Here is an 11,676-nt window from a genome sequence, read left to right as displayed (position 1 = left end):
GGTATCGGCGGGGTTTCCCGTTTCCTCTTTGCCGGTCGAATGGTCATGCGAACAAAACGAGTTGGCGATATGTCCACCCGTGCGAACGCGGTCGGCCGAGGCCGGGAGCGCGAGCCGGAGGGCGGGCTCCACCAGGCGGGGGGACGGGGACGGCCCGGGCTCGGGCGGGGTCGCCGGAGGCCGGGCCGTCGGGGGCCGGTGGGGTCAGAGGCGTTCGGGGACGGGGTTGCCGACGGCTTCGATGGCGCGGCGGACGGGGACTTTCGCCAGGACGGCGAAGCCGATGACGAAGAAGACCAGCAACGAGATGATCGCCGAGCGGTAGCTGCCGGTGATCTGGTAGGCGAGGCCGAAGACCAGCGGGCCCATCCAGCTGGTGCCGCGGTCGCTGACCTTGTAGACGCTGAAGTACTCGGCCTCCCGACCGGCCGGGATGAGGTGCGAGAACAGCGAGCGGGAGAGCGCCTGGCTGCCGCCGAGGACCAGGCCGATCATGCAGGCCAGCGCGTAGAACCAGGCGGGCTGGTGTGCGGGCATGAAGTAGCCGAGCGCGAGGGTGACCACCCAGCCGACCAGCGAGCCGAGGACGGTCCGCTTGGCGCCGTAGCGGTGGGCTATCCGGCCGAGGAGCAGCGCGCCGCCGATCGCCACGATCTGGACCAGCAGGACGGCGACGACCAGCGAGGTCTGGTCCATGCCGAGCTCCTCGCTGCCGTACAGCGAGGCCTGCGAGACGACGGTCTGGATGCCGTCGTTGTAGCAGAGGAAGGCGCCCAGGTAGAGCAGGGTGAGCGGGTAGCGGCGCATGCCGCGCAGGGTGCGGGCGAGTTCGCGCAGGCTGCCCGCGGCCGGGCGGTCCCCGGCGGGTGCGGTCGGTGCGGGGGCGGCGCCGGCGCGGGAGGGCAGCCGGAGCATCGGGACGACGGTGAACAGCGCCCACCACAGGCCGGCCGAGGCGAGGCAGATCCGCACGGCCGTGCCGGAGGAGAGGCCGAGTGCGTCGTGGCCCTCGAACAGGGCGAGGTTGGCGACCAGCAGCAGCCCGCCGCCCGCGTAGCCGTACGCCCAGCCCTTGGAGGACACCGCGTCGCGCTCGTCGGGGCCGGCCAGGCTCGGGAGGTAGGCGTAGGAGAGCGCGACCGACACCGCGTACGCGATGTTGGCGACCACCAGCAGTGCGCCGCCGAGCAGGTAGCGGTCGCCGTCGAGGAAGAACATGCCCATGGTGGCGGCCGCGCCGACGTAGGCGAAGCCGCACATCAGCTCCTTGTGCCGCCCGGTGCGGTCCGCGACGGTGCCGGCCAGCAGCATCGCCCCGACGGAGATCAGCACCGAGAAGGACACCGTGTACGGGAAGAACGAGCCCGCGCGGACCGACAGGCCGAGCGGGTGGACGTCGCCGGCCGCGTCGGCGGCGTTCTTGGCGACGGAGGTCAGGTAGGGCCCGAGGAACACCGTCAGGACGGTGGCCGAGAAGGCGGCGTTGGCCCAGTCGTTGACGTACCAACTGAACTGCATCCGGCGCAGGGCGCGGGGATCGGTGGCGGTCGCCGGGTGGTCGGGCAGGTGGGTCGCGGTGCTCATGGGGTTCCAATCACCGTGCTGGAGCCGTTGCTGCCGTCTGACCAGCAGCCGCGCTCGCCGAGGACGTCCCGCAGTACGTCGATGCGATCGGCCATGATGCCATCCACACCCAGGTCGAGTAGAGCCCTGATCCGTGTGGGGTCGTCCACAGTCCAGACGTGAACCTGCAGGCCGAGGCGGTGCGCGGTGCGCACGAAGGCCCGGTCGACGACCCGGACGCCCCGGTGCCGCTCCGGGACCTGGGCGCACACGCCGGCCCACGGCGCCCCGCGCCCGGGCAGCAGCGGCCCGGCCAGCGAGCGCAGCCGCAGCCGGGCCACCTCGCGCGGCCCGAGCGAGGTGGCCAGCCGGGGGCCGGCGGCGGCGCGGACGGCGGCGAGCCGGGTGTCGGAGAACCCGCCGACGCAGACCCGGTCCCACGCGCCGGTCCGGCGGACCGCCTCGATCAGCGGGAGGACGGCCGGTGCGGCCTTGACGTCGATGTTGAACCGCGCCCCGGGGAACGCGTCCAGCAGCTCCTCCAGCAGCGGGACGGGCTCGGTGCCGCCGATCCGGGCCTGCCGGACCTCGCTCCAGGGCAGCTCGGCGACGGCGCCGGACCGGTCGGTCACCCGGTCGAGCCGGCTGTCGTGGAAGGCGACCAGCACGCCGTCGGCGGTCGCGTGCACGTCCGTCTCGAGGTAGCGGTACCCGAGGGCGACGGCGGCCTCGAAGGCGGCGAGCGAGTTCTCGGGGTGGCCGAGGTCGCCGCCCCGGTGCGCGAACGCGAGCGGCCCCCGGTGGTCGAGGAAGGGATGCATGTGGTGCTCCGAGCTGCGGGGGAGGGGCGGCGGCCGGGCCCGCGGGCGCGGGCGGCGCGAGGTGTGCCGGCCGCGTCCCGGGGCACGCGCGTTACAGTATTACGCGCCCTGTCAAGCAGTAACGGTTGGCCCGCTCCCCGGCCGTACCGGGACCGCATCGGCCTGCCCGGCCCGTGCCCCGCCCACCCGCCGTCGACTCCCCGTCAGCCGGGAAGGTCGCCGTCGCCGCCCAGATTGACGACCATTCGGCGCAGCACCTCGATCGTGGTGACGAAGTCCGCCTCGTCGACGCCCTCGTGCATGCGGCGGTGGACCCGGAGGTTGCGGTCGCGGGCCCGCAGCCGGCCCTCCTCGCCCGCCGTGGTCAGGGTGAGCGCCCCCGCCTCCTCGTGCAGCCAGCCCCGGCCGGCGAGGTCGTCGAAGACCGTGTCGAAGTCGGTCCCGAGGTCGTCGTAGCGGGCGAGCCGTTCCACCAGTGCCGCCCTGGTCCACTGCCCGGGGGAGCCGGCGACGTGGTTGAGCGTCCACCAGTGCGGCTGGGTGAGGTCCTCCTGGGCCAGTTGGGCGCGCAGGGCGTCCGTCACCAGCCGGTACGCCTGCCCGGTCCACGCGCCGATCGGCTGGGCGGCCAGTTCCTCGCGCGGGTACTCCTTCAGTGCCGTCTTCTTCGGTGCCATCTCCACGTTCCCCCTCGTGCGGTGATTTCCGGGACGTCGATCACCGTAGGACCTCAAGTCGACTTGAGGTCAAGCGCAGGGAAGGCGCAGTGAAGGCGCAGTGAAGGCAGGGGAGTGGGGGCGGGGGAGATTGCGGCGGCGGCCGTCACCGGCTCGACCGGTGGTCCCGGCGTGCCGGCCCGTGGTTCAGTGCGCGCCGAGGGCGGGGGAGGTCTTCTTCCGGGCGCGGTAGGCGGCGGCCTTGATCCGGTTCCCGCAGGAGTCCATGCCGCACCACTGGCGCCGGGTGCCCCGTGAGCGGTCGACGTAGATCCGGGTGCACTCCGGGTTGCCACACTCCTTCAGCAGCGGGACGTCCGGGCCGCTGAGCAGTTCGACGGCCTGGCGGGCGACGGTCGCCAGCGCCTGGTCCGGGGTGCCCTCGTTGTGCCGCCCGGCGAGGGTGAGTTGGGGTGTCACCGGTTCCCTGCGGGCGGCGCCGTTGAGTACGGCGAGCGCCTCGCGGTCGAACTCCTCGCCGTGGACGCGGTTGGTGACGAGCCGGTAGACGGCCTCGCGCACTGTGGTGGCGGTTCGGACGTCCTGCTCGCAGCCGGGCGCGATGCTGTCCACCAGGCCGCTCTCGACGTACCAGGCGTTCAGCCGCTCCGGCGTCACGAACATCTCGAACCGGGTCGAGCGGCGTGCGCGGAGGGTGGCCGCGAAGTCGAGGGCGGGGTGCCCGCAGACGAAGACATGGTCGAGGTTCACATCACCATGCTGGCAGGTGACGGTTTCGGGCGCAAGGAGCGTCACCGGCCGGCCGGAGCGGCGCGGGCGGGCGCCGCCCGGGAATCCGAGGGCGGGACGGGGAGGCGGGAGCGGGACGGCCCCCGCCTCCCCGTCGGCTCACCTTCCGGGGGCGGCGGTCTCCGTCAGTGCCCCGTCGGCCAGCCGGAGCCAGCGGTCCACGCCGATCCCGGCGAGGAAGCGCTCGTCGTGGCTGATCACCACGAAGGCGCCCTGGTAGGAGTCGAGCGCGCTCTCCAGCTGGGCCACGCTGACCAGGTCGAGGTTGTTGGTCGGCTCGTCGAGCAGCAGCAGCTGCGGGGCCGGCTCGGCGCACAGGACGCAGGCCAGGGTGGCGCGCAGCCGTTCGCCGCCGGAGAGCACCCCGACCGGCAGGTGCGCCCGGGCGCCGCGGAAGAGGAAGCGGGCGAGCAGGTTCATCCGCTCCGCCTCGGGCCGCTCGGGGGCGAAGGCGGCGAAGTTCTCCGCCACGGTGCGGTCGAGGTCCAGCAGGTCGAGTCGCTGCGAGAGATGGGCGATCCGGCCGTCGCCGCGCCTGATGTCGCCCTCGACCCGCTCGCCGTCGCTCCGGCCGCCGTCGCCCCGTTCGTCGTTGCCCGGCCCGCCCCCGGCCTTCCCGCCGTCGCCCCGCTCGCCCTCAGGGGTGAGGTCGCCGGTGATCAGGCGCAGCAGGGTGGTCTTGCCCGCGCCGTTGGGCCCGGTCAGCGCGATGCGCTCGGGGCCGCGGACGGCGAGGTCGACGCCGCCGTCCGCGAACACGGCCCGGCCGGCGTGGTGGACCTGCATCCCCGCGCCCAGGAAGAGGTTGCGCCCGGCGGGCACCCGGGTGTCGGGCAGTTCCAGGGCGATGCGCTGCTCCTCGCGCAGGGCGCGGCCGGCCTCGTCGAGCCGGGCCCTGGCCTCGCCCACCCGGGCCGCGTGCAGCTGGCCGGCCTTGCCCGCGGACTCCTGCGCGCCGCGCTTCATGGTGCCGGCGAAGATCCGGGGCAGGCCGGCGTTCTTGAGGTTGCGGGCGGCGTTGCCCGCGCGGCGCTCGGCGCGCTCGCGGGCCTGCTGCATCTCGCGCTTCTCGCGCTTCAGCTCCTGTTCGGCGTTGCGGACGTTCTTCTCGGCGACCTCCTGCTCGGCCCGCACGGCCTCCTCGTAGGCGGTGAAGCTGCCGCCGAAGAAGCGCAGTCGCCCGCCGTCGAGTTCGAGGATGCCGTCCATGCGGTCGAGCAGCGCGCGGTCGTGGCTGACCACGAGCAGGCAGCCGGGGTAGTCGGCCAGTGCGTCGTGGAGCCGGTGCCGGGCCGCGGCGTCGAGGTTGTTGGTCGGCTCGTCGAGCAGCAGCACGTCGGGGCGCCGGAGGAGTTGGGCGGCGAGGCCGAGGGAGACGATCTGGCCGCCGCTGAGCGTGTGCAGGGTGCGGTCGAGGGTGAGGTCGGCGAGGCCGAGGCGGTCGAGCTGGGCGCGGGTGCGCTCCTCGACGTCCCAGTCGTCGCCGATGGTGGCGAAGTGCTCCTCGCTCACGTCCCCGGACTCGACGGCGTCCAGGGCGCGGATCACGTCGGCGACGCCGAGCACCTCGGCGACCGTGAGGTCGCCGGTCAGCGGGAGGCTCTGGCGGAGGTGGCCCAGCACCCCGCCGACCGTCACCGACCCTGCGGTGGGCCGGAGTTCACCGGCGATCAGCTTGAGCAGCGTGCTCTTGCCGGAGCCGTTGGGGGCGACCAGGCCGGTGCGGCCGGCGGGGACGGTGAAGGACAGGCCGTGGAAGACCGGGGTGTCGTCGGGCCAGGCGAACGACAGGTCGGAGCAGATGACGGCGGCGTCGGACATGGGGTGACCTCGGGGGTGCTGGAGGGCAGGAAGCGGCCTTCCGCCCTGGGCAGGCGTGGGGGAGGGGAAGAGGGGACGACGAAACGGACCGCCTCGGCGGTGCTTCGCTGCACCGGACGGCGGCCGTCAGGACCGGGTCTCACCCGGAGATGTCGTCTTCACCCACCACGTCTGCGACTCCTCGATCACACGGTTCGTGTCCATCCGAGCGTAACAGCCGCCCTCGCCGGTCCGCTCGGCATTTTCCGGGCGGGCGGGCCTCCGGAGGTCGACCGTGCGGTCAAGGGGCGCTCCCGGCCGCCTCGTTGACAGCTCAGGTGACGCCATGCCAGCATCGTCACCAGTTGAAAGGGTGACGAAACCGGATGGCGAACGGCAGTCCGGGCCGGGTCGCCGTGCCGTAGTACGCCAGCGTTCATCGGCATGTCAAGGGCCGGGGGCCGGCCGGAATGCCCTCGAAAGAGGTGAAGAGTCACCGCTCGGAAAGGTGACGTCAGGCTGGCCGTTCCGACGCCCGGCCGTCACCCGCGCACCCCGAGCCCGCGCACCCCGAGCCCGCGGGCACCCGCAGACCTGCGGACCTCTACGCACTTCCCTGGAGGGGAAACCCATGAAGCGACTCCTGACCGTCCTCGCGGCCGGCGTGCCGCTGGTCGCGGCGGTGAACCTGCCGGCGGCGTCCGCGGCGTCCGCGGACGGCTCCGTCGCCGCGGCGTCCCGCTGCTCGACCCCCGCCGTGACCGCCCCCGCCGGGACGAGGGTGGAATCCGTGACCGCGCTGCGCCGGGAGGGCGGCACCGTCGACGGCACCGGGGTCGTGGGCGGCACCGTCACCGGAGTCCCCGCCTACTGCGAGGTGACCGTCACCCTCACCCACCCCGGTGACGGCGACCACGCCCGGGTGCGCACCTGGCTGCCCGCGGACGGCTGGAACGGCCGCTTCCAGGCACTCGGCGGCAGCGCCTACGCGGCCGGGGACAACGGCGTCGGACTCGGCACCGCGGTCAAGAACGGGTACGCGGCGACCACCACCGACGCCGGCCTCGGCGACGCCGTCGACGTCGGCTGGGGGCTGGACGGCGCCGGGAGGGTGAACACCGCGCTGCTGGAGAACCTCGCCTCGCGCTCCCAGCACGAGGCCTCGGTCGTCGGCAAGCAGGTCGTCGCCGGGGTCTACGGCGCTCGTCCCTCCTACTCCTACTTCAACGGCTGCTCCACCGGGGGACGGCAGGGCTACACGGAGGCCCAGCGCTACCCGGACGACTTCGACGGGATCCTCGCCAACGCGCCCGCCGTCCACTGGGACGCGTTCGAGGTGGCCACCCTCTGGCCGCAGGTGGTGATGAACAACGAGCGGACCTACCCGTCCGCCTGCGAGTTCAAGGCCTTCACCGACGCCGCCGTCAAGGCCTGCGACCCGCTGGACGGCGTCCGGGACGGCCTGGTCAACGACGCCGCGCGGTGCGACTTCGACCCGCGCCGGCTGATCGGCACCACGGTGGTGTGCGACGGCCGGGAGCTGACCGTCACCGCGGCCGTCGCGGACGTGGTGCGCAGGATCTGGGAGGGCCCGCGCACGGAGTCGGGCCGCCGGCTGTGGTCCGGCGTCCCGGTCGGCGCGGACCTGTCGGCGCTGGCCGGGGTGACGGAGCCGGACGCGGACGGCGCGGTCAAGGGCGCGCCGTTCCCCGTGCCGCAGTACTGGGTCGCGACCTGGCTGAAGAGGCAGCCGTCGTTCGACGTCTCGACGATCACCTACGGCCAGTTCACCCGGCTGTTCGAGCAGTCCCGCGCCGAGTACGGCGGGATCATCGGCAGCGACGACCCGGACCTGTCGGCCTTCCGCAGGTCCGGCGGCAAGCTGCTCAGCTGGCACGGCCAGGCCGACCAGTACGTCCCCGCCCAGGGCACCGTCGACTACCGCCGGCAGGTCGAGCGGACGATGGGCGGTGCCGGGCGGGTCGACGACTTCTACCGGCTCTTCCTCGTGCCGGGGGCGGTCCACTGCGGCCTCAACCGCGGCGCCGGCACGGTCGACGACCTCGCCGCGCTGACCGCCTGGGTCGAGCGGGGCGAGGCCCCCGCGACGCTGCCGGCCACCCTGGTCACCGCCACCGGGCAGAGCGTCGCCCGTGACCTCTGCCGCTACCCTGCGGTCTCCCGCTACTCGGGCCACGGTGACCCGGGCGTCGCCACGAGCTTCCGCTGCGTCCTACCCTCCCGGCACTGACCCCCGGGGCCGCCCCCGAACTCTTCCCCCTGTCGGCCCGCCCCGTCCCGCCCGTCCACCCCGCCCCGTTCCGGCCCGCGCCCCGTGCTGCGGGCCGGAACGGGGCGTCGGCGTCGGGACGGCTTGTCCGCGTCGGAACGGCTTGTCCGCGCCGGTGCGGTGCGGTCAGCCGACGCGGTAGCGCACCGGGAGCGACCGCACGCCCCGGATGATCCCGGAGCCGATCCAGTCGAGCGAGTCGAGCGAGTCGACCGGGGCGGCCGGTTCCAGCTCCGGGACGCGGGACAGCAGGGTGCGCAGCGCGACGACCGTCTCCAGACGGGCGAGCGGGGCGCCCAGGCAGTGGTGGACGCCGTGCCCGAAGGCCAGGTGGCGGGCCGCCGGCCGGGTCACGTCGAGGACCGCGGGATCACCGCCGGCCTGCGGGGCGTCGTGGCCGGCCGAGCCGAGGGCGACGGTGAGCATCCCGCCGCGGGGGATCCGCACACCGCCCAGTTCGAGGTCGGTCGCGGCGTAGCGGTTCGTCGAGCGTTCGACGGATGTGTCGTGGCGCAGGAACTCCTCGACGGCGCCGGGGAGGAGATCGGGGCGTTCGCGCAGCAGCCGCAGCTGGTCCGGGTGCCGCAGGAGCGCCAGCACGGCGTTGCCCAGCAGGTTCACGGTGCTCTCGTAGCCCGCGACGACCAGCATCATGGCGGTGCCGACCAGTTCCTGCTCGGAGAGCCGGCCGTCCTCCTGGTCGCGCACGGCCACCAGGGCGGAGAGCAGGTCGTCCTGCGGGTGGCGGCGCTTGTCCGCGATCAGGCCGGCCAGCAGCGCGTGCAGGGCGGCGAGCGCCGGGCGGTGCCCGGGGGAGTCGACCTGGAGCGCCTCGCCCGCCCAGTGGCGCAAGTCCAGGTGGTGCTCCGGCGGGATGCCGAGGAGTTCGGCGATCACCACGGCGGGCAGCGGGGCGTTGAAGGCCTCGACGAGGTCGAGCACGCCCGACGGCGGCATCGCGTCGATCAGCCCGTGGGCGATCCGCTCGATGCGCGGCGCCAGTTCGGCGGTGCGGCGGGGGGTGAACGCGGCCGCGGCGAGGGTGCGCAGCCGGGTGTGCTCGGGCGGGTCGGCCTCCAGCATCTGCGCGCCGAGCCCGACCGAGGGCTGGTGGAGGACGAAGCCGGCGGCGGCGAGGGCCTCGGCGGCGGGCGTGGCGTCCTTGAGCAGGGCGGGGTGGGTGAGGGCCTCCCGGGCCAGGTCGTAGCCGACGACCACCCAGCCCTCCAGTCCGGTCTGGAACTCGGCGGGGTGGACGGGGCCGAGCGCCCGGAGCCGGGCGTAGCGTGCGGGGGCGTCCGCCTTGAAGGCGGCGTCGATGACGACTCGGCCGTCCTGGCCGGGTCGCGGTTCGGGCAGGCTCACGGGGTGTCTCCTGTGTCGGGGGCCGGGGTGGGGGCGGGCCGTGCGGAAGGCCGGGGCCCGGCGGTGGGGCCGGGGGCGGGTGCACCCGGCGGGCGGGAGGCGGCACTCACGCGGTGGGCGCTCCCGGTCCGTCGAGCAGCCGGCGGAGGGAGCCGTCCCAGTCGAGTCCGGTCAGCTCCGCCTCGGCGGGGGTGATCCGGTAGGTGGCGTCGAGCCAGGCCGCGAGGGGTGCCGTCGGCACCTCGAACAGGGCCTCCACCTCCCGCGATTCGAGGAGCAGCCAGGACGAGGGCTGCTCGCCGGGTTGGGCGGGCCACATCCGGACGTCGCCGCAGCCGCTCATCGAGGTCAGTCCGCCGTGCAGCAGCTCACGGCCGAACCGCCAGACGAGGCCCGGGCCGCGTTCCGCCAGGAACTCGACGGTGATCACCGCGGGCAGTGCCGGGTCGAAGCGGAACTCCGCCCGCACGGGGTGGCGGGTGAACTCGTCGAGCAGCTGGTCGAGGTCGAGGAGCAGCGCGGGCAGCTGCCCGGGTGCCGCGGATGCTCGCAGCGTTGATCGGTCTCGGTGCATGGCAGGGGTTCCCCTCCGGGGTGCGTCGTGTGTGGCTCCACTCTCGGCCGGGGGCGGACCGCGGGCATCGGTCAGTTGACGGTCGACTGCCGGGCCGCGGCGGGCGGCGGGACGCGTGACGGGGCCGCAGGACGCGCGACGGGCGCGCATGACGAAGGGGCCGGCAGCGCGTGCTGCCGGCCCCTTCGTCATGCGGTGCGGTACCCCGTCGGGCGATCGGGCGGGTCGGGCGATCGGGCGGGTGTCCGGTCCGGTCAGGCGGCCTGCAGCGGCCCCGCGAGGGACTTGCGCAGGGCCGGCGGCGCGGCGACGGGCAGCAGCGCCGCGAGCATCCTGCCCTTGAGGGTGGTGGGCCGCCTGGTCAGCTCGACGTCGACCCGGGTGCCGTCGCCCTCCGGGGTCATCCGGAAGACCCAGCCGCCACCGGCGCCGAACAGCTTGGAGTCCAGGGTGGTGACGGTGACGGTGTCGCCGCCCGGCTGCCAGTCGTAGCGTGCGCGTTCCCAGGCGGCGGCGGTGCCCTCGGTGACCTCGGCCCAGGTGTCGCCGAGGTCGTGGACCTCGAAGTGGTCGGCGTCGATGGTGGACCAGGCCCCCGGGCGGGAGGGGCCGAAGTCGGTCAGCACCGCCAGCACGTCCTCGGTGCTGAGCGTGGAGACGAGGGAGAGCCGTACGACTGCCATGGGGTGTCCTCACAATGCGTGACTGTTCTGGCCGGTGACGTCGGCGTTCCGGGCCGGCGTCACCCGGCGGTGGGGCTGGTTCCTTGCGGGTCGGTGCGGCTCACGGGCGCGGCCGCCGGGCCGTCACCCCTGAGTCATCCGACTGCCTTCGCCGGCGCGCGGTGCCTCGCCGGCGTCCCGGTCAGCGGGCGGTGGCGCGGGCGGCCCGCTCGATGACGTCCGCGACGAGGCGCGGGTGCGAGACGGCCACGGAGTGGGACGCGGCGACCTCGGTGGTGCGGGCGTGCGCGCGCTCGGCCATGAAGCGCTGCACGGCCACCGGGATGTTGAGGTCGCGCGTGGTGACGACGGCCCAGCTCGGCTTGGTCTCCCAGGCGGCGGAGGTGGCCTTCTCGGTCAGTGCGGACTGGGCGACGGGGCGTTGCGCGGCGGCCATCAGCGCGGCCCGGTCGGCGGGCACGTCGGCGGCGAACTGCTGGCGGAACCTGTCCTGCCGGATGTACAGGTCGGTGGCGGTGCTGCCGTCGGCCTGCCGGTAGGTGACCGGGTCGAGGGCGTCCGGGAGGGTGGAGCCCGGGTACTTGCCGGTGAGCTCCAGGGCGCTCTCCCCGGGGGCCGGCAGGAAGGCGGCCACGTAGACCAGGCCCTTGACCAGCGGGTCGTCGGTGGCGGCCTGGCTGATGACGTTGCCGCCGTAGGAGTGGCCGACGAGGATCTTGTCGCCCTTGACGTGGTCCAGGACGGTGCGCAGCGCGGCGGCGTCGGAGGCGGGTCCGCGCAGCGGGTCTGCGGCGGCGACCACGGGGTAGCCGTCGGCGCGCAGTTCGGCGATGACGTCGTTCCAGCTGGAGCCGTCGGCGAAGGCGCCGTGTTCCAGCACGATGGTCGGCCTGGCGCGGCCGCCGAAGGCGTCGGCCCCGGCGCCGGTGGTCGCGCCGTCGGCGATCCCGGTGAGGGCGAACGCGCTGAGCGCCAGGCCCGCCGCGAGTGCCGAGACCGCTCCGGCTGCCAGCCGGCTGCGCCCACCCCTGATGTCCACCACGTCGAACCCCACCTTTCGGACCTCCCGACGACGGGACGGGCCGATCTCGTCGGCCCCGTCACCGTCCTGACA

At 74.3% G+C, this 11,676-nt stretch carries 10 protein-coding genes; 1 reads left to right on the top strand and 9 read right to left on the bottom strand.

Annotation, left to right across the window (positions count from 1 at the left end; all coding sequences use genetic code 11):
• Positions 1-204: 204 nt before the first annotated feature.
• The 5 genes from ACFYUY_RS09615 to ACFYUY_RS09595 form a co-directional block, all read right to left on the bottom strand.
• A complete protein-coding gene (locus tag ACFYUY_RS09615) occupies positions 205-1,584 on the bottom strand; it encodes an MFS transporter (RefSeq protein WP_360211107.1) in 1,380 nt (459 codons plus the stop codon).
• Positions 1,581-2,384, bottom strand: a complete 804-nt coding sequence (locus ACFYUY_RS09610; protein ID WP_360211105.1) for a glycerophosphodiester phosphodiesterase — start codon at positions 2,382-2,384, stop codon at positions 1,581-1,583. Before ACFYUY_RS09610 ends, ACFYUY_RS09615 begins: the two co-directional genes overlap by 4 nt.
• 203 nt (positions 2,385-2,587) lie before the next feature.
• Complete coding sequence (locus tag ACFYUY_RS09605) at positions 2,588-3,061, bottom strand: MarR family transcriptional regulator (RefSeq protein WP_387899686.1); 474 nt, start codon at positions 3,059-3,061, stop codon at positions 2,588-2,590.
• A gap of 186 nt (positions 3,062-3,247) precedes the next feature.
• Positions 3,248-3,811, bottom strand: coding sequence for a CGNR zinc finger domain-containing protein (locus ACFYUY_RS09600; protein ID WP_360211101.1), 564 nt, complete (start codon positions 3,809-3,811; stop codon positions 3,248-3,250).
• Positions 3,812-3,949: 138 nt separating this feature from the next.
• Entirely contained in the window at positions 3,950-5,671 is a 1,722-nt protein-coding gene (locus ACFYUY_RS09595) for an ABC-F family ATP-binding cassette domain-containing protein (protein WP_387899684.1), read from the bottom strand.
• 610 nt (positions 5,672-6,281) lie between these two features.
• Between ACFYUY_RS09595 and ACFYUY_RS09590 the strand changes: the two genes are divergently transcribed.
• Positions 6,282-7,901, top strand: coding sequence for a tannase/feruloyl esterase family alpha/beta hydrolase (locus tag ACFYUY_RS09590; RefSeq protein ID WP_387899682.1), 1,620 nt, complete (start codon positions 6,282-6,284; stop codon positions 7,899-7,901).
• A 165-nt stretch (positions 7,902-8,066) separates the two neighbouring features.
• On the opposite strand, the gene ACFYUY_RS09585 is transcribed toward ACFYUY_RS09590, so the two are convergent.
• The 4 genes from ACFYUY_RS09585 to ACFYUY_RS09570 all read right to left on the bottom strand — a co-directional run bounded on the left by ACFYUY_RS09585 (position 8,067) and on the right by ACFYUY_RS09570 (position 11,604).
• On the bottom strand, positions 8,067-9,305 hold the full coding sequence (locus ACFYUY_RS09585) for a cytochrome P450 (protein WP_387899680.1): 1,239 nt from the start codon (positions 9,303-9,305) through the stop codon (positions 8,067-8,069).
• A gap of 106 nt (positions 9,306-9,411) precedes the next feature.
• Positions 9,412-9,879, bottom strand: a complete 468-nt coding sequence (locus ACFYUY_RS09580) for an SsgA family sporulation/cell division regulator (RefSeq protein ID WP_387899678.1) — start codon at positions 9,877-9,879, stop codon at positions 9,412-9,414.
• A gap of 254 nt (positions 9,880-10,133) precedes the next feature.
• A complete protein-coding gene (locus ACFYUY_RS09575) occupies positions 10,134-10,562 on the bottom strand; it encodes a hypothetical protein (protein ID WP_360211091.1) in 429 nt (142 codons plus the stop codon).
• Positions 10,563-10,743: 181 nt separating this feature from the next.
• Complete coding sequence (locus tag ACFYUY_RS09570; protein WP_360211083.1) at positions 10,744-11,604, bottom strand: alpha/beta hydrolase; 861 nt, start codon at positions 11,602-11,604, stop codon at positions 10,744-10,746.
• Positions 11,605-11,676: the final 72 nt, after the last annotated feature.

The sequence above is a fragment of the Kitasatospora sp. NPDC004745 genome (genome assembly GCF_042873275.1).
GTDB lineage: Bacteria > Actinomycetota > Actinomycetes > Streptomycetales > Streptomycetaceae > Kitasatospora.
This window is presented reverse-complemented; position numbering and strand designations above follow the sequence as displayed.

Excerpts from the sequence above, each read along its gene's own strand:
- ACFYUY_RS09615 (WP_360211107.1), bottom strand. The coding sequence starts at position 1,584 with ATGAGCACCGCGACCCACCTGCCCGACCACCCGGCGACCGCCACCGAT.
- ACFYUY_RS09610 (WP_360211105.1), bottom strand. The coding sequence starts at position 2,384 with ATGCATCCCTTCCTCGACCACCGGGGGCCGCTCGCGTTCGCGCACCGG.
- ACFYUY_RS09605 (WP_387899686.1), bottom strand. The coding sequence starts at position 3,061 with ATGGCACCGAAGAAGACGGCACTGAAGGAGTACCCGCGCGAGGAACTG.
- ACFYUY_RS09595 (WP_387899684.1), bottom strand. The coding sequence starts at position 5,671 with ATGTCCGACGCCGCCGTCATCTGCTCCGACCTGTCGTTCGCCTGGCCC.
- ACFYUY_RS09590 (WP_387899682.1), top strand. The coding sequence starts at position 6,282 with ATGAAGCGACTCCTGACCGTCCTCGCGGCCGGCGTGCCGCTGGTCGCG.
- ACFYUY_RS09580 (WP_387899678.1), bottom strand. The coding sequence starts at position 9,879 with ATGCACCGAGACCGATCAACGCTGCGAGCATCCGCGGCACCCGGGCAG.
- ACFYUY_RS09575 (WP_360211091.1), bottom strand. The coding sequence starts at position 10,562 with ATGGCAGTCGTACGGCTCTCCCTCGTCTCCACGCTCAGCACCGAGGAC.